Source organism: Bacillus sp. FSL R5-0603 (genome assembly GCF_038050295.1).
GTDB classification, from domain to species: domain Bacteria; phylum Bacillota; class Bacilli; order Bacillales; family Bacillaceae; genus Bacillus; species Bacillus subtilis.
In genome coordinates this window covers 3,747,232-3,770,247 of record NZ_JBBOYP010000001.1, presented here as the reverse complement: position 1 = coordinate 3,770,247, position 23,016 = coordinate 3,747,232, and the positions used below count along the sequence as shown (strand labels likewise).

22 protein-coding genes are annotated in these 23,016 nt (G+C 44.5%); 17 read left to right on the top strand and 5 right to left on the bottom strand.

Annotated elements, in window-relative coordinates:
• The first annotated feature begins 11 nt into the window (after nucleotides 1–11).
• The 3 genes from NYE56_RS19400 (at nucleotide 12) to galT (ending at nucleotide 3,195) form a co-directional block, all read left to right on the top strand.
• Nucleotides 12–395 (top strand): GtrA family protein, encoded by a 384-nt coding sequence (locus NYE56_RS19400; RefSeq protein WP_213383877.1) that lies wholly within the window; start codon nucleotides 12–14, stop codon nucleotides 393–395.
• Nucleotides 396–477: 82 nt separating this feature from the next.
• Nucleotides 478–1,650, top strand: coding sequence for a galactokinase (locus tag NYE56_RS19395; RefSeq protein WP_268555996.1), 1,173 nt, complete (start codon nucleotides 478–480; stop codon nucleotides 1,648–1,650).
• A 3-nt stretch (nucleotides 1,651–1,653) separates the two neighbouring features.
• A complete protein-coding gene (gene galT / locus NYE56_RS19390) occupies nucleotides 1,654–3,195 on the top strand; it encodes a UDP-glucose--hexose-1-phosphate uridylyltransferase (RefSeq protein ID WP_341284265.1) in 1,542 nt (513 codons plus the stop codon).
• Between the two features lie 70 nt (nucleotides 3,196–3,265).
• On the opposite strand, the gene NYE56_RS19385 is transcribed toward galT, so the two are convergent.
• A complete protein-coding gene (locus NYE56_RS19385; RefSeq protein ID WP_009968363.1) occupies nucleotides 3,266–3,511 on the bottom strand; it encodes a GlsB/YeaQ/YmgE family stress response membrane protein in 246 nt (81 codons plus the stop codon).
• Nucleotides 3,512–4,026: 515 nt separating this feature from the next.
• Between NYE56_RS19385 and qoxA the strand changes: the two genes are divergently transcribed.
• Genes qoxA through qoxD form a run of 4 tightly spaced genes read left to right on the top strand, consistent with a single transcriptional unit; the run spans nucleotide 4,027 to nucleotide 7,973 of the window.
• The gene (gene qoxA / locus NYE56_RS19380) at nucleotides 4,027–4,992 is read left to right on the top strand and encodes a cytochrome aa3 quinol oxidase subunit II (RefSeq protein WP_010886637.1); all 966 of its coding nucleotides are present in this window, start codon (nucleotides 4,027–4,029) and stop codon (nucleotides 4,990–4,992) included.
• Nucleotides 4,993–5,019: 27 nt separating this feature from the next.
• Nucleotides 5,020–6,969: a cytochrome aa3 quinol oxidase subunit I gene (qoxB, locus tag NYE56_RS19375; protein ID WP_003227407.1), complete on the top strand. Its 1,950-nt coding sequence runs from the start codon at nucleotides 5,020–5,022 to the stop codon at nucleotides 6,967–6,969.
• Nucleotides 6,970–6,982: 13 nt separating this feature from the next.
• Nucleotides 6,983–7,597: a cytochrome aa3 quinol oxidase subunit III gene (gene qoxC / locus NYE56_RS19370; RefSeq protein WP_003227409.1), complete on the top strand. Its 615-nt coding sequence runs from the start codon at nucleotides 6,983–6,985 to the stop codon at nucleotides 7,595–7,597.
• Between the two features lies 1 nt (nucleotide 7,598).
• Complete coding sequence (gene qoxD / locus NYE56_RS19365) at nucleotides 7,599–7,973, top strand: cytochrome aa3 quinol oxidase subunit IV (RefSeq protein ID WP_003227410.1); 375 nt, start codon at nucleotides 7,599–7,601, stop codon at nucleotides 7,971–7,973.
• Between the two features lie 41 nt (nucleotides 7,974–8,014).
• On the opposite strand, the gene ywcE is transcribed toward qoxD, so the two are convergent.
• Nucleotides 8,015–8,278, bottom strand: coding sequence for a spore morphogenesis/germination protein YwcE (gene ywcE, locus NYE56_RS19360; RefSeq protein ID WP_335449901.1), 264 nt, complete (start codon nucleotides 8,276–8,278; stop codon nucleotides 8,015–8,017).
• 495 nt (nucleotides 8,279–8,773) lie between these two features.
• Between ywcE and rodA the strand changes: the two genes are divergently transcribed.
• The 3 genes from rodA (at nucleotide 8,774) to NYE56_RS19345 (ending at nucleotide 11,985) form a co-directional block, all read left to right on the top strand.
• On the top strand, nucleotides 8,774–9,955 hold the full coding sequence (rodA, locus tag NYE56_RS19355; RefSeq protein ID WP_003227413.1) for a cell shape-determining peptidoglycan glycosyltransferase RodA: 1,182 nt from the start codon (nucleotides 8,774–8,776) through the stop codon (nucleotides 9,953–9,955).
• A gap of 105 nt (nucleotides 9,956–10,060) precedes the next feature.
• Nucleotides 10,061–10,810, top strand: a complete 750-nt coding sequence (gene nfsA / locus NYE56_RS19350; RefSeq protein ID WP_017696211.1) for an oxygen-insensitive NADPH nitroreductase — start codon at nucleotides 10,061–10,063, stop codon at nucleotides 10,808–10,810.
• A gap of 173 nt (nucleotides 10,811–10,983) precedes the next feature.
• Nucleotides 10,984–11,985 (top strand): LLM class flavin-dependent oxidoreductase, encoded by a 1,002-nt coding sequence (locus NYE56_RS19345; protein ID WP_064671804.1) that lies wholly within the window; start codon nucleotides 10,984–10,986, stop codon nucleotides 11,983–11,985.
• 37 nt (nucleotides 11,986–12,022) lie between these two features.
• Here the strand turns inward: NYE56_RS19345 and vpr are convergent, their stop codons facing one another.
• Nucleotides 12,023–14,443, bottom strand: a complete 2,421-nt coding sequence (gene vpr / locus NYE56_RS19340; protein WP_341284264.1) for a serine protease Vpr — start codon at nucleotides 14,441–14,443, stop codon at nucleotides 12,023–12,025.
• A gap of 529 nt (nucleotides 14,444–14,972) precedes the next feature.
• Here vpr and NYE56_RS19335 point away from each other — a divergent pair.
• Complete coding sequence (locus NYE56_RS19335; RefSeq protein WP_003222155.1) at nucleotides 14,973–15,275, top strand: hypothetical protein; 303 nt, start codon at nucleotides 14,973–14,975, stop codon at nucleotides 15,273–15,275.
• Between the two features lie 39 nt (nucleotides 15,276–15,314).
• Nucleotides 15,315–16,145 (top strand): sac operon transcriptional antiterminator SacT, encoded by an 831-nt coding sequence (sacT, locus tag NYE56_RS19330; protein WP_003227423.1) that lies wholly within the window; start codon nucleotides 15,315–15,317, stop codon nucleotides 16,143–16,145.
• 38 nt (nucleotides 16,146–16,183) lie between these two features.
• Here sacT and NYE56_RS19325 read toward each other — a convergent pair whose 3' ends face one another.
• Nucleotides 16,184–16,954 (bottom strand): formate/nitrite transporter family protein, encoded by a 771-nt coding sequence (locus NYE56_RS19325; RefSeq protein ID WP_251233144.1) that lies wholly within the window; start codon nucleotides 16,952–16,954, stop codon nucleotides 16,184–16,186.
• A 301-nt stretch (nucleotides 16,955–17,255) separates the two neighbouring features.
• On the opposite strand from NYE56_RS19325, the gene scrA reads away from it, so the two are divergent.
• The 3 genes from scrA (at nucleotide 17,256) to NYE56_RS19310 (ending at nucleotide 20,419) form a co-directional block, all read left to right on the top strand.
• The gene (gene scrA / locus NYE56_RS19320) at nucleotides 17,256–18,641 is read left to right on the top strand and encodes a PTS system sucrose transporter subunit IIBC (protein ID WP_003227426.1); all 1,386 of its coding nucleotides are present in this window, start codon (nucleotides 17,256–17,258) and stop codon (nucleotides 18,639–18,641) included.
• The gene (gene sacA, locus NYE56_RS19315; RefSeq protein ID WP_341284263.1) at nucleotides 18,638–20,077 is read left to right on the top strand and encodes a sucrose-6-phosphate hydrolase; all 1,440 of its coding nucleotides are present in this window, start codon (nucleotides 18,638–18,640) and stop codon (nucleotides 20,075–20,077) included. The genes scrA and sacA overlap by 4 nt, the downstream gene beginning before the upstream one ends.
• A 93-nt stretch (nucleotides 20,078–20,170) precedes the next feature.
• Entirely contained in the window at nucleotides 20,171–20,419 is a 249-nt protein-coding gene (locus NYE56_RS19310) for a hypothetical protein (RefSeq protein ID WP_003243437.1), read from the top strand.
• Between the two features lie 90 nt (nucleotides 20,420–20,509).
• Here NYE56_RS19310 and NYE56_RS19305 read toward each other — a convergent pair whose 3' ends face one another.
• Nucleotides 20,510–21,325: a bifunctional hydroxymethylpyrimidine kinase/phosphomethylpyrimidine kinase gene (locus NYE56_RS19305; RefSeq protein WP_014665830.1), complete on the bottom strand. Its 816-nt coding sequence runs from the start codon at nucleotides 21,323–21,325 to the stop codon at nucleotides 20,510–20,512.
• A 191-nt stretch (nucleotides 21,326–21,516) separates the two neighbouring features.
• Here NYE56_RS19305 and NYE56_RS19300 point away from each other — a divergent pair, with 191 nt between their 5' ends.
• Both NYE56_RS19300 and NYE56_RS19295 read left to right on the top strand, forming a co-directional pair.
• Nucleotides 21,517–22,323, top strand: a complete 807-nt coding sequence (locus NYE56_RS19300; protein ID WP_341284262.1) for a glycosyltransferase family 2 protein — start codon at nucleotides 21,517–21,519, stop codon at nucleotides 22,321–22,323.
• Nucleotides 22,324–22,336: 13 nt separating this feature from the next.
• Nucleotides 22,337–23,014 carry a uracil-DNA glycosylase gene (locus tag NYE56_RS19295; RefSeq protein WP_341284261.1) on the top strand — a complete coding sequence of 226 codons (678 nt, stop codon included), beginning with the start codon at nucleotides 22,337–22,339 and terminating at the stop codon, nucleotides 23,012–23,014.
• Nucleotides 23,015–23,016 lie beyond the last annotated feature (2 nt).

Below are 23,016 nucleotides of genomic sequence, written 5' to 3'. Positions count from 1 at the left end.
GAGAAATAATTATGTATATCATTATGGGGGTTTTCACAACCATTGTGAATATCGCCAGCTTTTATATATTGGTAGAGATCATAAATGTGGATTACAAAGCTGCCACTGTCGCCGCTTGGATTTTGTCCGTGCTGTTTGCTTACATAACAAATAAATTATATGTGTTTCAGCAAAAAACACATGATCTGCAGAGCCTGCTGAAAGAGCTCACTGCTTTTTTCAGCGTTCGGGTCCTGTCTCTCGGCATAGATTTAGGCATGATGATCATTCTTGTCGGCCAGTTCAATACAAATGAAACCTTGGCCAAAATACTCGACAACGCGGTCATTGTTGTCGTCAACTATGTTGCGAGCAAATGGCTCGTCTTTAAAAAAACAAAAGAAGAAGGGGTATGACAGAGGACAGCAGCATATGATCTGCCGTTTTCTATGGAGAAATAAGGGGAATAAAAAATGAAAACCAGAAAGGTGATTGCACATGCGGGAAGAGCTAAAGGGGATATTTGCAAGTGTATTCGGAGAAAAAGAGGGATTACGGTTTTTTTTCGCACCTGGAAGAGTGAATCTGATTGGAGAACATACAGACTATAACGGCGGGCATGTCTTTCCGTGCGCGCTGACAATGGGTACATATGCTGCTGTTGCAGAAAGAAAAGACGGGGTTGTCCGGATGTATTCAGACAACTTTAAAGACGCGGGGATCAAGGAATGCAGCCTTGACGACATTCGCTATCAAAAAGAAGACGACTGGGCGAACTACCCAAAAGGCGTTATTTATGAATTTCAACAGAGGGGATATGCAGTTCCCCATGGCTTTGACATTGTATTTTCAGGGAATATTCCAAACGGGGCGGGGCTGTCGTCTTCCGCTTCTATTGAACTGCTGATGGGGGTCGTGCTCCAAAGCTATTTTTATCCTGAAGTAGATGCGCTTGAGCTTGTGAAAATGGCGCAGCATGCGGAAAACCATTTTATCGGCGTCAATTGCGGGATTATGGACCAATTCGCAATTGGAATGGGGAAAAAACATCATGCGATGCTGCTGAACTGCGAAACGCTTGACTATGAATATAGCAAACTCAATGTCTCAGGCCTCGCGCTGGTCATCGCGAACACGAACAAAAAAAGAACATTGGCTGACTCAAGCTATAATACGAGACGCCAAGAATGCAATGATGCATTGCTTGATCTGAAAAAAGGCCTCGATATTACAGCACTGGGCGACATCAAGCCTTCTGATTTCGATGCGCATTCCAGCCTGATCCAAAATGAAACGAACAGACGCCGGGCAAAGCACGCTGTATACGAAAATCATCGTGCTATTAAGACGGCCCATATGTTCAAAGAGAACAATATAGATGAAATCGGGCAGTTAATGAAGGAATCCCACCTTTCATTGAAGGATGACTATGAAGTAACATGCCCTGAACTTGATGAGCTTGTGTTTGCGGCATGGGATCACGAAGGTGTAATTGGATCAAGAATGACGGGAGCAGGCTTTGGCGGCTGCACCATCAGCATTGTAAAAGATGAGTTCGTTGATGATTTTATTCAGAAGGTTGGAGACAGATATCAAGAAAAAACAGGGCTCCGAGCGGACTTTTATGTCGCGGATATCGGAGAGGGAGCGAGAGAACTAAAGGGGGAGTGACATATGAGTATTATTGAACATCTGGAACAGCTGCTTGAGTATGGCCTGGAACGAAAATTGATTTCGATCTGGGATCGGGATTATACGAGAAACCGTCTTTATGAAGCGCTGGGCATCACACATCCCGAGCCGAACTCCAGCACCAGCATCAAGCAGTCACAAAGCCTGCCGGACTTGCTAGCTCCCATCTATAAATGGGCTGCCGAAACCGGCCGAATGGAAGCGGATACAGATACGTACCGTGACCTGCTCAGCGCAAAGCTGATGGGCTGTTTTGTGCCTGCCCCGTCCGAGGTCATTCGCAAATTTGAAGAGACAAAAGCATTATACGGCCCAAAACAGGCGACAAAGGAATTCTATCAATATTCAGAGGATGTCTATTATATACGGACTGACAGAATCGCCAAAAATGTTCATTGGACGGTGCCGACCGAATATGGCGAGCTGGAAATGACCATTAACCTATCAAAGCCTGAAAAGGACCCGAAAGCGATTGCGGCTGCAAAAGAGCAGGAACAGACAAATTATCCGATGTGTTTGCTGTGTAAAGAAAATGTCGGCTTCGAGGGAAGCGTGAATCATCCAGCCCGGCAAAATCACAGAATCATTCCGGTCATCCTTGAGGACGAACAATGGTTCCTGCAATTCTCGCCATATGTCTATTATCCGGAGCACTGCATTGTCTTAAAAGGTGAACATGAACCGATGGAGATCAGCAAAAAAACATTTGAAAGGCTGCTGTCATTTCTTGGCCAATATCCGCATTATTTTATCGGTTCAAACGCGGATCTGCCGATTGTCGGCGGCAGCATCCTAAGCCATGATCATTTCCAAGGCGGCGCGCATGATTTTCCAATGGCACGTGCAGAAGCGGAAGACATTTATGAATTAAATGATTATCCCGGCGTGTCGCTAGGCTTAGTGAAGTGGCCGATGTCTGTACTCAGGCTCCAAGGAGACGAACCGGGTCATGTCGCCGAAGCTGCTGACCATATCTTCCGCACGTGGCAGACGTATTCCGATGAAAAAGCCGGCATTGCCGCCTATACAGGCGATACGCCCCATAATACGGTCACACCGATTGCGCGGCGCAGGGGAGACTTGTACGAACTCGATATCGTACTGAGGAACAACCGGACGGATGAGGAGCATCCATTAGGAATATTTCATCCTCATCAAGAAGTCCACCATATTAAAAAAGAAAATATCGGCCTGATTGAGGTCATGGGATTGGCGATATTGCCGGGCCGCTTACAGGAGGAAATGAAAGAAACGGCAGCGGCGCTATGTTCTGCTGATCCGAAAACAGCTTTAGAACAAAATCCGCTCACGGCAAAGCATAGTGAATGGGCTCTTCGAATGATGGAAAAAAGAACCATAACAAAAGAGGACGTAGATCTAGTCATAAAAGAAGAGCTGGGACATGTATTCGCGCGCATCCTTGAACACGCCGGTGTATTTAAGCAGACAGCAGAGGGAAAACAGGCCTTCAGAAGGTTCATCGACCAGTTGGGCGCCAAACCTGTCAAAAGCCTCAACCGCTAGGGTTGAGGCTTTTTCGATTTTTATGGCAAAACAAACACCCAAAGCGCTGACGCTTCGGGTGCTGCTGCTTTTATCCTCTTTTTCTGGTTAACAGGCTTACTAGAAAGACAACAATGGCTGCGCCGATTACCGCTGGAATAATGGCAAATCCGGCTAGGTGCGGCCCCCATGTTCCAAGCAGCCCGTGTCCGATCCAGGCGCCAATAAGACCTGCGATCATAGACCCGATAATTCCTCCGGGCATATCTCCTTTTACAAACAGGCTTCCAAGCCATCCGATAATAATAGCGACGATAAGTGAAATAAGAAAACTCATCATGCAACACATCCTATTTTTTATTTATTTGCTTATATCATTCCTCTTTTTTGTATAAGATAAACAACTGGATGCTCTCATAAAAAAATACGGACAATTCAGAGCATATTGGCTCTTCATTGCGCCTTTTCTTTCAATATTTGATGCGTTAAAATGGTAACCGTGTGAAAAGATGCTAGACGAGGAAAAAATAATTCCTATCTAGAAAGTTTAACAAAATGAAATTTTTGATTGACCTAAGTTTTTTATTGTGGTAAACCTTAATTTGTCAGAATTAGTTCTTCATCATCTTTCTTTACTTTATATGCGGAAATAACTAGAAACTTTTCATCTTAAGCGATAGATGTGAATAAAGTTGGAGCAATTTTTGTCGATTTTATGACATTTAAGCGAAAATGGGATGAAGTTTATAAAAAAATAAAGCTAATAAGTGAAGTTTTTGATAGCATAACAAAGTAGAGAAAAGATTTTGAGGAAGTATGCACTTCAGATTTATTACATCAATAGGAAGGATGGTGATCTTCTTGTTCAGAGCATTAAAACCGTTGCTTGTATTAGCGCTGTTAACTGTGGTTTTCGTCCTTGGGGGATGCAGCAATGCTTCAGTACTAGATCCGAAAGGACCTGTAGCTGAACAGCAAAGTGATTTAATCCTGTTATCTATCGGATTTATGCTGTTTATCGTCGGGGTCGTCTTTGTTCTATTTACCATTATTTTAGTAAAATACCGCGACCGTAAAGGCAAAGATAATGGATCTTATAACCCAGAAATTCACGGTAACACGTTTTTAGAAGTAGTCTGGACAGTGATCCCAATTTTAATCGTCATTGCACTTTCTGTGCCAACAGTACAGACGATATATTCGTTAGAAAAAGCTCCTGAAGCAACAAAAGACAAAGAGCCTCTTGTTGTTTATGCTACTTCGGTAGACTGGAAATGGGTATTTAGCTACCCTGAACAGGATATTGAAACGGTCAACTACTTAAACATTCCTGTCGACCGCCCGATCTTGTTCAAAATCTCATCTGCAGATTCAATGGCTTCGCTATGGATTCCTCAGCTTGGAGGGCAAAAATATGCGATGGCAGGAATGCTGATGGATCAATACTTACAGGCTGACAAAGTGGGTACTTACGAAGGCCGCAACGCGAACTTCACAGGTGAACATTTTGCAGACCAAGAGTTTGATGTGAATGCAGTCACAGAAAAAGACTTTAACAGCTGGGTGAAAAAGACTCAGAACGAGGCTCCTAAGCTGACAAAAGAGAAGTATGATGAATTGATGCTTCCTGAAAATGTGGACGAATTAACGTTCTCTTCTACTCACTTGAAATACGTTGATCACGGACAAGACGCTGAGTACGCGATGGAGGCGCGCAAACGCCTTGGCTATCAAGCCGTTTCACCGCACTCTAAAACAGATCCGTTTGAAAACGTAAAGAAAAACGAATTTAAGAAGTCTGATGATACAGAAGAATGATATTGATCAGGAAAGGAGGAAGCCTGCATGAAATTCAAATGGGACGAATTTTTCGTAACTGGTGACCCATTAATTCTGGGCGCACAAGTTTCCATTGCGCTTTCAACCATTGCCATTATTTTTGTACTGACTTACTTCAAAAAGTGGAAATGGCTGTGGTCTGAATGGATAACTACTGTTGACCATAAAAAACTCGGAATCATGTACATTATATCTGCTGTAATTATGTTATTCCGCGGCGGTGTCGACGGTCTGATGATGCGTGCCCAGCTAGCGCTTCCGAATAACAGTTTTTTAGACTCAAACCACTATAATGAAATTTTTACAACTCACGGTACAATCATGATCATCTTCATGGCGATGCCGTTCTTAATCGGTCTTATCAACGTTGTTGTGCCTCTTCAAATCGGTGCCCGCGACGTTGCGTTCCCTTACTTGAACAACCTGAGCTTCTGGACGTTCTTTGTAGGGGCGATGCTTTTCAATATTTCTTTCGTTATCGGAGGTTCTCCGAACGCAGGCTGGACGAGTTATATGCCGCTTGCAAGTAACGACATGAGCCCTGGGCCGGGTGAGAACTACTACCTCCTCGGACTTCAGATTGCCGGTATCGGTACCCTGATGACAGGGATCAACTTTATGGTAACAATCTTAAAAATGAGAACAAAAGGCATGACATTAATGCGTATGCCGATGTTCACATGGACAACACTGATCACAATGGTTATTATCGTGTTTGCGTTCCCTGTACTTACAGTAGCATTAGCACTTTTATCATTTGATCGTTTGTTCGGCGCTCACTTTTTCACATTGGAAGCAGGCGGTATGCCGATGCTTTGGGCTAACTTGTTCTGGATTTGGGGACATCCTGAAGTATATATCGTTATTCTTCCGGCGTTTGGTATTTTCTCAGAAATCATCTCAAGCTTTGCAAGAAAACAATTGTTTGGTTACAAAGCGATGGTTGGTTCTATTATCGCCATCTCTGTATTGAGTTTCTTAGTTTGGACTCACCACTTCTTCACAATGGGGAACAGTGCGTCCGTTAACTCATTCTTCTCAATTACGACAATGGCAATCTCAATCCCAACCGGGGTTAAAATCTTTAACTGGCTCTTTACAATGTATAAAGGCCGAATCAGCTTTACAACACCTATGCTGTGGGCGCTTGCGTTCATTCCTAACTTCGTTATCGGCGGGGTTACAGGGGTTATGCTTGCGATGGCAGCAGCGGATTATCAATACCATAATACGTACTTCCTTGTATCTCACTTCCACTATGTGCTGATCGCGGGTACTGTATTTGCTTGTTTCGCCGGATTTATTTTCTGGTATCCAAAAATGTTCGGCCACAAGCTGAACGAAAGAATCGGAAAATGGTTCTTCTGGATCTTTATGATCGGGTTCAATATTTGTTTCTTCCCGCAATATTTCTTGGGGCTTCAAGGCATGCCTCGCCGTATTTACACATACGGACCGAATGACGGCTGGACAACATTGAACTTTATCTCAACAGTCGGAGCTTTCATGATGGGTGTAGGATTCTTAATCCTTTGCTATAACATCTACTACAGCTTCCGTTACTCTACTCGTGAAATCAGCGGAGATTCATGGGGTGTGGGACGTACGCTTGATTGGGCGACTTCTTCTGCGATTCCGCCGCATTACAACTTTGCGGTGCTTCCTGAAGTCAAATCTCAAGATGCATTCCTGCATATGAAAGAAGAAAAAACTGAATTATACCCTGAAAGCAAATTCAAGAAAATCCATATGCCAAGCAACTCAGGCAGACCGTTCTTTATGTCTGTTGCCTTCGGTCTTGCAGGCTTTGGACTTGTCTTTGAATGGTACTGGATGGGCGTAGTCGGATTGATCGGAGTCCTGCTCTGCATGGTTCTGCGTTCATTCGAATACGACAACGGCTACTACATTAGTGTTGATGAAATAAAAGAGACGGAAAGAAAGATTTCCGAATAAGGAGGCGTGAGTTATGGAACATGCAGAACACGGCAATTCTAACGCGCCTATGGAATATCAATCTGAAACCGGCAGACTTAATATTCTCGGGTTTTGGATCTTTTTAGGGGCAGAAATTGTGTTGTTCTCAACACTATTTGCAACCTTCTTCGTTCTTAAAAACAGAACAGCTGGAGGTGTCTTGCCAGACGAACTATTTGAAGTCAATCTGGTAATGATTATGACGTTCTTGCTGCTGATCAGCAGCTTTACCTGCGGGATCGCTGTTCATGAAATGCGCCGCGGAAGTTTAAAAGGCGTAGTCATTTGGACAATTATCACTCTTCTTCTCGGTGCCGGCTTCGTCGGATGCGAGATCAACGAATTTGTTCACTATGTACATGAAGGAGCGGCTCTCAGTACAAGTGCGTTCTGGTCTGGATTCTTTGTTTTACTTGGAACTCACGGAACTCACGTAACAATCGGGATTTTCTGGATTACAGGAATTCTGATTCAGTTGAAGAAACGCGGCTTAACTCCGCAAACTTCATCTAAAATCTTTATCTCAAGCTTGTACTGGCACTTCTTAGATGTTGTATGGATTTTCATCTTTACAGGTGTCTATCTCATGGGATTGGGGGGTCTGTAAAATGGCAAACAAATCTGCTGAACACAGTCACTTTCCATGGAAACACATTGTAGGTTTTATCCTGTCTATCGTTTTGACCCTGCTGGCTCTATGGGTTGCAGTGTATACTGACCTGAGCTCATCAGCAAAACTTTGGATAATCTTCGGCTTCGCCTTCATTCAGGCGGCGTTGCAGCTTCTCATGTTCATGCATATGACAGAGAGCGAAAACGGCACGATCCAAGTCGGAAACACGCTGTTCGGATTCTTTGGCGCGATCGTTATCGTACTTGGATCCATCTGGATTTTCGCGGCTCACTATCACCATGGTGACCATATGGACGGAAATCCTCCTGGAGGCGCTGAACACTCAGAGCATTCAGGCCATAACGAATAATACAAAAACCCTCTTCATTGGAAGAGGGTTTTTTGCTGTCTTCAGCTGCTTCGTTTTCTGCGAAGATACGGAAGGCCGTAAATGATAAATGCAGCGATATGAGCGACAATGACGTTGACGGCAAACAAGATAATCATGAGAGTGTGTCCAATTGGAGAAAGGCTTTCTGTTGCGTAAAAGAAGAAGAATACCCACATTAAAATGATTGGCGGAATAGCTGAGAGTGCGACTTTTTTGTTATCAAGCCAAATAAAGAGAGGCGTTGCGCTGGCAACCAATAAGTAAGCAAAAAACATGTCCATCATACCCGTCTCCTTTCATTTTGTGATAACGTTTACAAAAATGAAATAGAGGAACTGAGTTGTGTCTGTTTTGTGATTGTTTTTTGAACATTCTGTTACAATTATTATACCATGTTTTCCAGAAATTGATACGTGTTTTTGCAGAAATGGACTGGATCTATCGTCTTATTTTTTTCGTTTAATGTGCTAGGAGAATGTATGGGCATGGGGCTCTGAATTTTTAGCTGTTTCTATATGAGGTATCACATTATTTGGGAACATAACACATTATCACATTCGTTTTTTACAAATTCTTTTGGTATGGCGTTTATTTCATTTGAAAAGTTTTGTGTCAATCGAAACATTTCGGTTTATGATACGTCATATTTCGTGTAGCTGAAAAAGCGCCGCAAGTGCTGAAAAAACATAAAAGGAAGCGAGCTTCACGTGTCATCTTGAACGTGGTTCATGTATAATAAACATTAGTGATTTTCCGATGAAAATGTAAGGCGGGATAGAATGAGTCGATATAAGAAACAGCAAAGCCCCTTTTACCAGGGGGATTTGATTTTTATATTTGGTGTGTTTTTTATTATAAGCGTAGTATCAATTTATGCTGCCGGTCAGTTTGGGCAGTATGGGAACACGGATTGGATTCAGCAAATTGTGTTTTATCTTTTGGGGGCTGTTGCCATTACAGTTCTTTTGTATTTTGATTTAGAACAGCTTGAAAAGTTAAGTTTATATATTTTTATCATTGGTATTTTATCTTTGATTATTCTTAAAATCAGTCCCGAGTCTATTGCACCTGTTATTAAAGGGGCAAAAAGTTGGTTTAGAATCGGTAGAATAACAATACAGCCGTCAGAGTTTATGAAGGTTGGTTTGATTATGATGCTTGCTTCAGTTATTGGAAAAGCAAATCCTAAAGGAGTTCGGACGCTTAGGGATGATATCCACTTGTTATTAAAGATTGCGGGTGTCGCAGTTATTCCTGTAGGTCTTATCTTGATGCAGGATGCTGGGACTGCGGGAATATGTATGTTTATCGTTCTTGTAATGGTTTTTATGTCAGGGATAAATTGGAAATTGATTGCGATCATAGCTGGTTCAGGTATCTTACTCATTTCATTAATTTTATTAGTAATGATAAACTTTCCTGACGTTGCTAAATCAGTTGGAATACAGGACTATCAAATTAAGCGGGTCACTTCTTGGGTGTCTGCTTCAAATGAGACACAGGAAGATTCAAATGACAGCTGGCAAGTTGACCAGGCCATCATGGCAATAGGATCTGGTGGTATTTTAGGTAATGGTATTTCTAATTTGAAGGTTTATGTTCCAGAGAGTACGACTGACTTTATCTTTTCTATAATAGGTGAGTCATTTGGCTTTATAGGCTGTGCAATTGTTGTCATCATGTTCTTCTTTTTAATCTACAGGCTTGTCGTTCTGATAGACAAAATACATCCGTTTAACCGTTTCGCTTCTTTCTTTTGCGTTGGCTATACGGCGTTAATTGTGATCCACACATTCCAGAATATCGGAATGAACATCGGCATTATGCCTGTTACCGGGATTCCGCTGCTGTTTGTCAGCTATGGGGGAAGCTCGACACTTTCCACGTTAATCGGATTTGGAATTGTATATAATGCAAGTGTGCAGCTGACGAAATACAGAAGTTATCTTTTTAATTCTTAATGTGCAGACAGCCTTTACAGAGGCTGTCTTTTTTTGTGCAGAGCATTTCACTTTTGAGATCACTTTTTTTCGGATATGATAAAAAGTGATAAGGAGGTTCTTGTGATGAATAACACAATCGAAACCATTTTGAATCATCGGTCAATCCGGTCTTTTACTGATCAGCTTTTGACAGCTGAAGAAATTGATACATTAGTGAAAAGTGCGCAGGCTGCGTCTACATCCAGCTATGTGCAGGCATATTCGATTATCGGGGTTTCTGATCCTGAGAAAAAACGCGAGCTGTCCGTGCTTGCTGGGAATCAGCCTTACGTTGAGAAGAACGGACACTTTTTTGTATTTTGTGCGGATTTGTACCGCCATCAAAAACTGGCTGAGGAAAAAGGTGAACATATTTCTGAGCTGCTCGAGAATACAGAAATGTTTATGGTTAGCTTGATTGATGCGGCGCTGGCAGCGCAAAATATGAGCATTGCCGCTGAATCCATGGGGCTTGGCATTTGCTATATCGGCGGCATTCGGAATGAACTGGACAAGGTGACAGAGGTGCTGCAAACGCCTGACCATGTGCTCCCGCTTTTCGGACTGGCAGTAGGCCATCCTGCGAACCTTTCCGGCAAAAAACCGAGATTGCCAAAGCAGGCCGTTTATCATGAGAATACGTATAATGTGAACACAGACGATTTCCGTCATACTATGAATACGTATGACAAAACCATTTCTGATTACTATAGAGAAAGAACAAACGGGCAGCGGGAAGAAACGTGGTCCGATCAAATACTGAACTTTATGAAGCAAAAGCCGCGTACGTATTTAAATGACTACGTGAAAGAAAAGGGCTTTAATAAAAACTAAAGCAAACCTCTCCGTCTGGAGGGGTTTTTATGTTTCACGTGTAACATATTCCGACAAATAGGGACATGCTTTCACAAATAAATGGCGAATGATAGGGGACACTGATAAGCAGTGTGAGCGGCTTTGGAGAAAAAATAGGGGATCAGTGATACGATGAGGATGAGGTGGTAGGGATGGTTTCATTAAGTATATTAGATCAATCTCCAGTATCAGAGGGCAGCAATGCAGAAACGGCCTTACAGCAAACCGTTGCGCTTGCCCAAGCTGCTGAGGACCTTGGATATAAGAGATTTTGGGTTTCTGAGCATCACTTTTCAAAACGGCTGGCAGGGTCCAGTCCTGAGGTGCTAATCAGTCATATAGCGGCGAAAACAAAGCGAATCCGTGTTGGATCAGGAGGAGTCATGCTGCCGCATTACAGTGCTTATAAAGTAGCTGAAAACTTTCGTGTTCTGGAGGGGCTGACACCAGGAAGAATTGACCTGGGGCTTGGCAGAGCACCGGGGGGAATGCCGATTGCATCATGGGCGCTGAATGACGGCGGTAAGCGCAATGCTGATCAGTATCCGCAGCAAATTAAGGAGCTGACCATGTATTTGCATGATTTGGCGGATGACAAACACCGTTTTCCGAATCTGACCGCTGCGCCGCATATTTCAACGGCTCCGGATGTGTGGCTGCTCGGCTCATCTGGAGAAAGCGCGCTTCTCGCAGCTGAATCTGGCGCTGGCTATATGTTTGCCCATTTTATCAATGGAGAGGGCGGAGAGGGTACTGTCAGACAGTATAAGAGGCGATTCAAACCGTCTGTGTTAGGAGATACGCCTCGAGCGGCAGTTGCTGTTTTTGTTCTTTGTGCTGACACGGAGGAGAAGGCAGAGGAGCTTGGGGCTGTGCTTGATTTTACACTTTTGGCGGGAGAGCAGGGTATTCCTTTAGAGGGAGTTCCTTCGTATGAAGCTGTTCGGAAAAATACGTATTCTCCTTATGAACAGAGACGAATTGCTGATAATCGAAATCGAATGATTGTCGGTACGAAAGAACAGGTTAAGGAGCGGCTGTTAGCTTTGAGTAAAGCGTATGAAACAGAGGAAATCATGGTGGTGACCATCACGCATCATTTTGAAGATAAGCTCCGATCGTATCGATTATTGCACGAGGCGTTTGCTGACTGATCTTTAAAAAGCCCTGCCGAATCGGCAGGGCTTTTTCTTATTCAACAGTGAAAGGTTCTTCGGTCAAAACCTGGCTTGACTTGCCTTTGTTCGCGGCATATGCGAGCAAGTAATACTCTCCGGCCGGAAGTTTGGTTCCGCCATTAATCGTGCCGTCCCAGTCAAAGTACTGGTAACCTTTATCTTGGTTTTTATAAATGCCGGCTTGGCCTGCGAAATCAAGGTTGCTGTCATAGACGAGGAACGCCAGCTCTTCCGCTCCCGCAGGAAGGTAGGTTTCAATTTGATAGGTACCTTGTACAGACCCTTCGCTGACGGAGACAGATGTGACTCTCGGATAATCGGGCTCTTTCACAATCAGCAATGTAGGTACCTTAGCGACCGTTTTTCCGCCTTCTCTGATGATAACCGTTCCTTCATAGGTGCCAGCTTTTGTTTTCTTCGTATTGACCTTTACTTTTGCAGTGGCTTTTCCGGTTTGATGTGCCGGAATCACAACACGGCTTGTGCCGGATGTGGAGATGCCGCTGCCATTAAATGAGTATTCAAGTGTGTATGATTTTCTAATGGAAGATTGATTTTCAATCGTAAACGTTTCATTTTTTGTTTCGTTTCCGTTTTCCTTCAAGAACGTGCCGTATGAATAGCTTCCAGGTGAGACGAGCGAATCGGCTTTGATTGCGTTCATGATTCTTGTGCTGCCTGCGCCTTGAGCGTTATGCGGATATACTTCCCCATCGCTATCCTTTAAAGTGACAGCGGTATTCATGATGGCGGCTTTAATCTGTTCAACGCTCCACTTTGGTTTGGCTTGTTTAATAACGGCAACCGCTCCGGCAATATGAGGCGATGCCATGCTTGTTCCTTGTTTTGATCCGTAGCCGTATGGATGGTCAGGATCGTGTGTTGGGATCGTGCTCACGATATTAACCCCTGGCGCCGAAATATCAGGCTTAATCATCCACGTATCCATAACAGGGCCGCGTGATGAGAAATCAGCGACTTGTTCACCGAGCGCTTTTGAGACCGTCAACTTGAATGTTGTTTTTGTCTCACCAGCTTTCAGGGCGCTGACGAGTTTTTCGCCGTCTTCTAATGAAAGCTTAATCGTTGGGACAGACATGCCTGGCACATTGGCTTCAATTTCTCCAGAGAGGTTGTTATACACAACCATGCCGATTGCACCGGCTTTTTTAGCGTTATCCGCTTTATCCACAAATGCAATGCTGCCTCGTTTGACAACGGCGACTTTGCCTGTCAGGTCTTTCCCTTCAAAATCCTTTTCTTCACCGATTCCCGCTTCGACAAGCTCAACTTCTTTGTTATTGAGCGCTTTGACGTCGTCCTCTTTGTTATAGCCCATCACTTTTGCTGAAGAATAGGAGCCGAAAGTGACTGCGTATTCATTGAGCGGCAGCTGAGTCGCACCGACAGAAATCGCTTCTCTTGATGTGCCCGGCGATCCGACTGTCCAGCCGTTCGGTCCGCTGTTGCCGTTTGAGGTAACAGCGACAACGCCTTCTGACATGGCCCAGTCAAGCGCTGTGCTTGTCGCCCAGTCCGGGTTGTTTAAAGAGTTTCCGAGAGACAGGTTCATCACATCTGCCCCGTCCTGCACTGCACGTTCCACACCGGCGATGACGTTTTCCGTTGTGCCGCTTCCGCCAGGCCCTAACACACGATAAGCAAGAAGTGTGGCATCAGGAGCTACGCCTTTAATTGTTCCGTTTGCAGCCACAGTTCCGGCTACGTGTGTGCCGTGGTCAGTCGCTCCGCCCCTCGGATCGCCTGTTGGTGTTTCTTTTGGATCGTAATCATTGTCCACAAAATCGTATCCTTTATATTGTCCAAAGTTTTTCTTCAGATCTGGGTGATTGTATGCAACCCCAGTGTCAATAATCGCCACCTTGATGCCTTTTCCTGTGTAGCCTAAATCCCATGCATCGTTTGCTCCGATATAAGGCGCACTGTCATCCATTTGCGGAGATACGGCGTCTTCGGAGATTGTGACGTCTTTATCCTTCATATTATCTGTTTTATATGTGACGTTCGGGTACACCGCCTTCACGTCTTTTACCGCGAGAAGTTTTGGAATCTCATTAGCTGGAAGCTTCATAGAGAAGCCTGAGAATACCTGCTCATATTCCCGGTTTACTTTTCCGTTTTTCACCGCTTTGATTGCTTTATTTTTTGCTTTGGTGCGAGCGGTTTTCAGCTTGCTTTTCGATTGGCTTTCTCCCGCTTCCTTCGCTTCTGCCAAGGATTTTTCTTTTAATTCCACTATAACGGTTGTTTTTTTGCTTGTCGTCATGTCGATATCACCGAATACCTCGGCTTTTTCCAGATCAGCCGACGTTTTTGAAGAAGCCGGAGCTGCCTGGACGCCCGTAATACCTGTGGATAAGGCAAAAAATAAGACGAAACTGACAAGCAGAAAGCGAATGATCCCCTTTTTCAATGTGTTTCCCCCTTTGTATTTAGAAAAAATGTGAAAGATCTAGTATATATTTCTTGAAAATTCAAAAAAATCCTTGTGTCATTTGGACCATTTATTGGATTTTGTTTGTGTATAACGAAGGAGTTATACACAGAACCCTGTGTATAAGTGAATAAACCTGTGTATATATATAGTTAGGAATATACGTTCGTATACAAAATATAGATAGAGTTTGTGGACATGTGGATATCTCTTGTGATTAAGTTGTTCTTATCTTTGGGATAACTTGTGTATAAAGTTTTCAAAGCGGTTCTCCAATTTTCATTTCAATTCTTTCAGCTTTCAACAAAACTTCTAAAAACTAGTTGGTTTTTTCACTCATATTGTGACAAAGAATTCTCTTTCCACGGTCTATCATAGAGTCATGAGTTTTGCTAGAGCCGCTAGTTTGCGAGAAAAGAAATCGGCCGTCTTTTCTTGCGGGCTGCGGCTGAGAAAACGGGCTGCTAAAAAGGCTGCCTGCCAAAAAGAAGCGGAGGGATGTTTTTCTATGAAACGTTTGCTTGTATCTTTACGGGTGTGGATGGTCTTTTTGATGAACTGGGTGACGCCAGACAGAAAAACTGCGGCTGCTGCGGTTTATTCGGCTCAGCGTACATACCAAAGAAAGGCGGCGGTGCAGGCCGCAGGACTCGTTTCGTTTTATGAATGGCGGATGGCTGTGAATGAGGAAGAAAAGCAGAAAGCGAAAGCCGCCGCGCTTTATAAAAGAAGGTGTTTGCAAGCCTTCAAGGAATCGCCAAAGCAGGAGAGAGCGGGCCCGCATCTTTACATGGCGGTCAAAAGGAGGTAAAATCCCAGTCAAAAGCAAATTGGCGGGAGAGATAACCTCTTGAAAATCTATAAAGTATTAAACAACAATGCGGCTTTAATAAAAGAGGATGATCAGGAAAAAATCGTGATGGGGCCGGGAATCGCTTTTCAAAAAAAGAAAAATGATCTCATCCCTATGAATAAAGTGGAAAAGATCTTTGTCGTGCGCGACGAGAATGAAAAGTTCAAACAAATCCTGCAAACACTGCCGGAGGAGCATATAGAAATAGCTGAGGATATCATCAGCTATGCGGAAGGAGAGCTCGCGGCGCCGCTGAGCGATCACATTCATATCGCGCTTTCCGACCATTTGTCCTTTGCGATCGAAAGGATTCAAAATGGGCTGCTTGTGCAGAATAAATTGCTGCATGAGATAAAGGCGCTCTATAAAAAAGAATACGAGATCGGCCTGTGGGCGATCGGACATGTAAAAGAGACATTGGGCGTGTCTCTGCCTGAAGATGAAGCGGGTTATATTGCCCTTCACATCCATACGGCGAAGATGGATGCGGAGAGCATGTATTCGGCGCTGAAGCATACGACCATGATCAAAGAAATGATAGAGAAAATAGAACAATACTTTAATCGAAAGGTGGATGAAAACAGCATTTCCTATCAACGCCTTGTCACGCATTTGCGATACGCGGTCAGCCGGTTGGAATCAAATGAAGCGCTCCATCGTATGGACGAGGAGATGCTTTATTTCATCCAAAAAAAGTATTCATTCGCCTATCAATGTGCGCTGGAGCTGGCGGAGTTTTTGAAAAATGAATATCAATTACATTTGCCGGAATCCGAGGCCGGCTATATCACGCTGCATGTCCAGCGTCTTCAAGATCTCTCGGAATAACCGCCTTGACTTGCAGGGAGTGATCTCTGGAAGTTTTTTTATTGATCAGGATTCAGTGTGTAGTACATCCAGCCCATCATAACTATTCCCGCGGTCAGATTGCCGAGCGTAACGGGAATTAAGTTTCTGACTGCTCCCATCAGTGTCACTGTATCAGGGTGCTCGATCAAAAGCGAGATGGCGAATGTGCACATATTGGCAATGCTGTGTTCAAAGCCGGAAATAAAGAAGCAGAAAACGAAAAGCATCATGGTAAAAAGCTTTGCTCCTTCCCCTTTGAGAGACATTGGAATGAAAAAGGCGAGGCAGACAAGCCAATTGCACAGCATTCCTCTGAAAAACAATTCGGAAGCCGGCGGCTCCATTTTGTGCTCTGCCAAATGAATCAAAAAGGAATGAACAGAAGGCTCCTCAAAAAGTCCCGTCGCGCTGATCAGGATGGCAAACAAAATGGCGCCGATTAAATTGCCGGCATAGCTTGACATCCACAAGTATAGGGTGTCGCGCCAGCTGATTTTTTTCCGGAGCGCGGTGTAGGTGAAATAAAAGGTGTTGCCGGTAAATAAATCTCCGCCTCCGTAAGCAATCAGCAGAATAGCGGCCCCGAAAGTGACAGCAGCTGCCGGAAAGGCAAACGGAGAATCAGCCATAAAGAAATAGCTGCCTGTTTTGCTTGCGGCTGTAATGCCAAAACCAATAAACATACTGGCCAAAATGGACCGAAGCACATAACGGATTTTGCTTGAAGCGAATATGTTTTGTTTTTTCAAAGCATACTGTTCAACCTTTTGCAATGCTTGAGTTTCCATTGTCTTTTCCTGCTTTCTTTCATGATTGAGCATAGTATAGCATAATATTGTGAAGTATTTCACAATTAATTTTTACGAATTTTTGTCTAGATGTTTTATCAAACTATTTAACTAAAAAAATAGTTGACGGAAACGCTGTCATGATTTATGATGAAAGCGTATTCTTAATCTGAATAAGCGGGATTGTGACTGGTAAAGCAGGCAAGACCTAAAATTTGCGTAAATGAAAAAGGATCGCTGTGTCCTTTATTCGTTGGCGAATTTTAGGTCTTTTTTGTTTAAATAAAAGGGGGAGAAATAGATGGATTACAAAGAGACTGCAAAACGCCTCATTGAGCTTCTCGGAGGGAAAGAAAATATTATCAGCGCGGCTCATTGTGCAACAAGACTGCGTTTAGTGATGAAAGATGAATCAAAGATAGATCAAGCACAAGTAGAAGAGCTTGATGGCGTCAAAGGGGCTTTCAGCAGCTCTGGCCAGTACCAGATCATTTTCGGAACAGGCCTTGTGAATAAAGTATTCGATGCCTTTTCTAAAGAAGCTGATATTGAGCGTGAAGAACACGTCAATCATCAGGATGCGGCAAAAGAAAAGCTGAATCCCGCCGCGAGATTTGCGAAAACGCTTTCTAATATTTTTGTTCCAATCATCCCGGCTATTGTAGCCAGCGGCCTATTAATGGGATTGCTGGGTATGATCAATGCGTTTCATTGGATGAGCAAGGATTCTGCGCTTTTGCAGCTGCTTGATATGTTTTCAAGTGCAGCATTCATTTTCTTGCCGATTCTAATCGGGGTCAGCGCTTCAAAAGAATTTGGCAGCAACCCGTACTTGGGAGCGGTCATTGGGGGAATCATGATTCATCCAAACCTTTTGAATCCATGGGGTTTGGCTGAAGCGACACCTGATTATATGCATCTTTTCGGATTTGATATCGCGCTTCTCGGCTACCAGGGAACTGTTATCCCTGTCCTGCTTGCGGTATATGTGATGAGCAAGGTAGAGAAATGGACGAGAAAAGTGGTTCCACATGCGGTAGATTTGCTTGTTACACCATTTGTTACTGTGATTGTCACCGGGTTTGTTGCTTTTATCGCGATTGGCCCTCTGGGCAGGGCGCTTGGCTCCGGGATTACGGTTGCTTTAACTTATGTGTATGACCATGCCGGTTTTGTCGCAGGTTTGATTTTCGGGGGCACGTATTCACTCATCGTGCTGACAGGTGTTCATCACAGCTTCCATGCGATTGAGGCGGGGCTAATTGCAGATATAGGCAAAAACTACTTGCTGCCGATCTGGTCAATGGCGAATGTCGCACAGGGCGGGGCAGGCCTTGCCGTCTTCTTTATGGCGAAAAAGGCAAAGACAAAAGAAATCGCGCTTCCAGCAGCATTTTCCGCTTTTCTCGGCATTACTGAGCCCGTCATATTCGGAGTCAATCTTCGCTACCGAAAACCGTTTATCGCCGCGATGATCGGAGGCGCATTGGGTGGGGCATATGTCGTCTTTACACATGTAGCTGCAAACGCTTACGGGTTAACGGGAATTCCGATGATCGCCATTGCGGCTCCGTTTGGCTTCAGCAACTTGATTCACTATCTGATTGGCATGGCGATTGCAGCAGTGTCAGCGTTCATTGCAGCATTTGTCATGAAGATTAATGAGGATGAGGAGAGGAAAAAATGACAGCACATGACCAGGAGCTTCGTCGCCGGGCTTATGAGGAAGTGGAGAAAAAAGAGCCCATCGCTAACAGCGATCCGCACCGCCAGCATTTTCACATCATGCCGCCGGTTGGGCTGCTGAATGACCCGAATGGCGTGATTTATTGGAAGGGCAGCTATCATGTATTCTTTCAGTGGCAGCCTTTTCAGACGGGGCACGGCGCAAAATTTTGGGGGCATTATACGACACAGGATGTTGTGAATTGGAAGCGGGAAGAGATTGCGCTGGCTCCGAGTGATTGGTTTGATAAAAACGGCTGCTACTCGGGCAGTGCTGTCACGAAAGACGATCGGCTCTATCTGTTTTACACAGGAAATGTCAGGGATCAGAATGGAAACCGGGAAACGTATCAATGCCTTGCTGTATCTGACGACGGACTGTCCTTTGAGAAAAAGGGTGTCGTCGCCCGCCTCCCTGAAGGATACACGGCGCATTTTCGCGATCCGAAGGTATGGGGGCATGAAGGCACATGGTATATGGTGATTGGTGCGCAAACAGAGAATTTGAAAGGGCAGGCTGTATTGTTTGCTTCTGATAACCTGAGTGAGTGGAGATTTCTTGGCCCGATAACCGGCGCGGGCTTCAACGGGCTGGACGATTTTGGATACATGTGGGAATGCCCAGATTTGTTTTCCCTTCAAGGATCGGATGTGCTGATTGTTTCGCCTCAAGGGCTTGAGGCTGACGGTTTTCGTTATCAGAACGTATATCAATCAGGTTATTTTGTCGGCCGTCTCGATTATAACAAGCCTGAACTGAAGCATGGTGAATTTACGGAGCTTGATCAAGGTTTTGATTTTTACGCGCCGCAAACACTTGAAGACGATCAGGGAAGGCGGATTTTGTTTGCATGGATGGCGGTGCCTGATCAGGATGAAGGGTCCCATCCGACCATTGACTACCACTGGATTCACTGCATGACGCTGCCGAGACAGCTGACGCTTTCAGGCCAGAAGCTGATTCAGCAGCCGCTGCCTGAGCTAAAAGCCATGCGCAGAAATGAGAAAAAAATACACATCAACATGCATGGATCATCTGGTACGCTTCCAGTGGAAAAACCTGAAAGAGCTGAGATTCTGCTGGAAGACATTCATACGGAGTCTGGCTTTTCAATCAGTATCCGCGGAACGGCTACGTTTTCCTTCCATAAAGACGAAGGGATTGTTACGCTGGAACGAAAGAGCTTTGACGGAAAAAGAACAGAAGCGAGACATTGCCGCATCAAGGATTTGCATACCGTACACATGTTTCTCGACGCGTCATCTGTGGAAATCTTTATGAATAACGGAGAAGAGGTCTTTAGTGCAAGATATTTTCCTTTCCCGGGAAATCATGAAGTAACAGCCAGTTCGACCGGGAAATCTGAAATGAATGTCGGAATTTGGACACTTATGTAGAAAATCCTTCTATTTTCTTATGTGAAATCTGAGCCATCTGTGCTATTCTTCAACGATAACCTACTATTTTTTTCTGTAAAAGGAGTTGTTTTCTTGAATATACATGAACAGAAGATAACACCGGAATGTTTGGAAAAGGCTGCTAACCAAGTTGAAGATAAGCGGGAAGAATATAAGGATGTGCTGCTTCAGCTGAAAAAAATGCTTGGCGGAACAACGCCGCACAGTGAAACGGCGGAAATTCTCACGCGAGCATATGAACAAATGAAGGAATATGCACTTTTTGTTCAGTCGATAGAAACATTTTTGAGGAAATCTGCAAACAATTTAAAAATCAAATAAACAGGCTGCCGATGGGATCGGCAGTTTTTTCTGTGAAAAGTCTTCGGTGATTTAAAAAGGGCTGCCTTTCTGTAAGGCAGCCCCTTTTGTTTATGATTGTTGATTCAGGCGCAGTGCAGAATGCTTCGTAGGACCAACATACTGGTTTAGCGGGAAGGATTCTTTAATGGCCGCTGTGATGAATTCTTTCGCTGCGTAAATGGCTTCTTTGACTTCCGCACCTTTGGCAAGCTCCGCTGTCACGGCTGCTGAGAATGTACAGCCTGCGCCATGTGTATAAGGCGTATCGATCATTTCGCTTTCAAGGACTTCCGCTGTTTCTCCGTCATAGAGAACATCAACGGCTTTCTCATGTTTGAGTTTACCTCCGCCTGTAATGACGACATATTGAGCGCCGAGTGCGTGAATTTTTTTCGCGGCTTCGATCATATCGTCAACTGTTTTTAGTTCATCCATACCGCTGAGCTGGCTGGCTTCAAACAAGTTTGGCGTAATGACAGTGGCTAGCGGAGCCAATTGCTCACGCAGGGCTTGGGCGTGCTCCGGATAGAGGACTTCATTAGCACCTTTGCAAACCATAACCGGGTCAATTACCACATTTTTTAATTGTTTTTCTTTGATCGTTTTTGCCGCAAGCTCGATAATGTCAACGGTTGGCAGCATTCCTGTTTTCATGGCGTCCACACCGATGCCGTCCGTAATTGTTGCAAGCTGGGCGCGGATTGTATCAGTATCGATTGGGAATACCTGATGGTCCCAGCTGTTGTTTGGGTCCATCGCAACGATCACCGTTAAGGCGGTCATCCCGTATACGTTTTTTTCTTGAAATGTTTTTAAATCAGCTTGAATCCCAGCACCGCCGCTGGAATCTGAGCCGGCAATGGTGAGTGCTTTATGCATAGACATGTCTTGAACCTCCATCGTGTTTTGTCTTTCATTATAGTTAGATTTTCTCTGTATCACAATATAGAAGGCTTAGCAATTCATCTAGTATTTTCATTATCACCTTATCCTGTTTCAGTAGGATATTCCCACTGATCTCCCGTCCAATATATGTTTTAATAGTACATGACTATGAAAATGAGAAGGAGAGCATCATGAAGATTTCTATCGTAATTGTGACCTATAATCGGATTCCGGCTTTGTGTGAGCTTTTGGAGTCGATTTCCCGCCAGACCTTGAAGCCGTATGAAATTATTATTGTGAATGATGCCGGGGAATCGGTCGTGCCGGTCAAAGCACTGTATCCGGAGCTGCCGATTGCTGTCATCAATTTAGAAAAGAACTCGGGGCATGTGGCTGCGAGAAATGCCGGTGTAAAAGAGGCGTCTGGCGATTGCATTATGCTGTGTGATGACGATGATTTCTTTACGCCAGGGCATGTGGAAAGAATGGCGAAGGAAATAGAAACGGCAGACTTCGTTCATTCTGATGCGGAAATTGTCTCGTTTGAAGAGAAAAACGGAACAAGATATCCAGTGTCACGGAAATTGTTTGCTTATACCGCTGACTATGAGGATATGAGAGTGTTTTCTACATACGTGCCGTCGGGCAGCATGTACAGACGTTTTCTGCATGATGAAATCGGGTATTTCGATGCTGATGTGCACAATTACTGGGATTGGGATTTTTATTTACGCGTGGCCAAGGATTACCGGGTGAAGCGTGTCCCTTGCGCCAGTGTGATTTATGCCTTCAGTGACGCGGGAGACAATCAGTCTGCGGACCTTGGCGCCAAGCGGAAGCAATATTTGGATCGTTTAAGTGAAAAGCACGGACTCGGGGAGCTGCCGACGAAAAACTTTGCTGTCCTGCTTGAAGAGCCTGAGATGAAGAGGCGGGAAGCAAAAAGTGAAATGGTTTGGGATGGCGAGCCTGTCTATTCCAGACTTCATCGTTCGTAAGGGGGCCTGAATCTTGAAACAGCTTTTACAAGACAGCTGGTGGAATCAGCTAAAGGATGAGTTTGAGAAACCATATTATCAAGAGCTCAGAGAAATGCTGAAGCGGGAATACGCGGAGCAAACGATTTATCCGGACAGCCGGGATATTTTCAATGCACTGCATTATACATCATATGATGATGTCAAGGTCGTCATTCTGGGACAAGATCCGTATCACGGGCCGGGACAGGCTCAAGGTTTAAGCTTCTCTGTCAAGCCCGGTGTAAAGCAGCCGCCTTCGTTAAAAAATATTTTTCTTGAACTGCAGCAGGACATCGGGTGCAGCATCCCGAATCACGGGTCGCTTGTGAGCTGGGCAAAGCAAGGCGTTCTTTTGCTGAATACTGTGCTGACAGTAAGGCGCGGACAGGCGAATTCCCATAAGGGAAAAGGCTGGGAGCGACTGACGGACCGAATTATTGACGTGCTGAATGAAAGGGAGCGGCCGGTTATCTTTATTTTGTGGGGAAGGCATGCCCAAGTGAAAAAAGAACGGATCGACACCTCCAAGCATTTTATCATTGAATCGACGCATCCCAGCCCGTTTTCGGCGAGAAACGGATTTTTCGGGAGCAGACCGTTTTCCCGGGCGAATGCCTATTTGGAGAAAATGGGAGAGGCGCCGATTGATTGGTGTATTAAGGATTTATAAAA

Excerpts from the sequence above, each read along its gene's own strand:
- ywcE (WP_335449901.1), bottom strand. The coding sequence starts at position 8,278 with ATGATGGACATGTTTTTTGCTTACTTATTGGTTGCCAGCGCAACGCCT.
- NYE56_RS19300 (WP_341284262.1), top strand. The coding sequence starts at position 21,517 with ATGAAGATTTCTATCGTAATTGTGACCTATAATCGGATTCCGGCTTTG.
- NYE56_RS19335 (WP_003222155.1), top strand. The coding sequence starts at position 14,973 with ATGAAACGTTTGCTTGTATCTTTACGGGTGTGGATGGTCTTTTTGATG.
- galT (WP_341284265.1), top strand. The coding sequence starts at position 1,654 with ATGAGTATTATTGAACATCTGGAACAGCTGCTTGAGTATGGCCTGGAA.
- NYE56_RS19305 (WP_014665830.1), bottom strand. The coding sequence starts at position 21,325 with ATGTCTATGCATAAAGCACTCACCATTGCCGGCTCAGATTCCAGCGGC.
- NYE56_RS19325 (WP_251233144.1), bottom strand. The coding sequence starts at position 16,954 with ATGGAAACTCAAGCATTGCAAAAGGTTGAACAGTATGCTTTGAAAAAA.
- qoxD (WP_003227410.1), top strand. The coding sequence starts at position 7,599 with ATGGCAAACAAATCTGCTGAACACAGTCACTTTCCATGGAAACACATT.
- NYE56_RS19345 (WP_064671804.1), top strand. The coding sequence starts at position 10,984 with ATGGTTTCATTAAGTATATTAGATCAATCTCCAGTATCAGAGGGCAGC.
- NYE56_RS19395 (WP_268555996.1), top strand. The coding sequence starts at position 478 with ATGCGGGAAGAGCTAAAGGGGATATTTGCAAGTGTATTCGGAGAAAAA.
- NYE56_RS19400 (WP_213383877.1), top strand. The coding sequence starts at position 12 with ATGTATATCATTATGGGGGTTTTCACAACCATTGTGAATATCGCCAGC.
- qoxC (WP_003227409.1), top strand. The coding sequence starts at position 6,983 with ATGGAACATGCAGAACACGGCAATTCTAACGCGCCTATGGAATATCAA.
- nfsA (WP_017696211.1), top strand. The coding sequence starts at position 10,061 with ATGAATAACACAATCGAAACCATTTTGAATCATCGGTCAATCCGGTCT.
- qoxB (WP_003227407.1), top strand. The coding sequence starts at position 5,020 with ATGAAATTCAAATGGGACGAATTTTTCGTAACTGGTGACCCATTAATT.
- sacA (WP_341284263.1), top strand. The coding sequence starts at position 18,638 with ATGACAGCACATGACCAGGAGCTTCGTCGCCGGGCTTATGAGGAAGTG.
- NYE56_RS19385 (WP_009968363.1), bottom strand. The coding sequence starts at position 3,511 with ATGAGTTTTCTTATTTCACTTATCGTCGCTATTATTATCGGATGGCTT.
- scrA (WP_003227426.1), top strand. The coding sequence starts at position 17,256 with ATGGATTACAAAGAGACTGCAAAACGCCTCATTGAGCTTCTCGGAGGG.
- rodA (WP_003227413.1), top strand. The coding sequence starts at position 8,774 with ATGAGTCGATATAAGAAACAGCAAAGCCCCTTTTACCAGGGGGATTTG.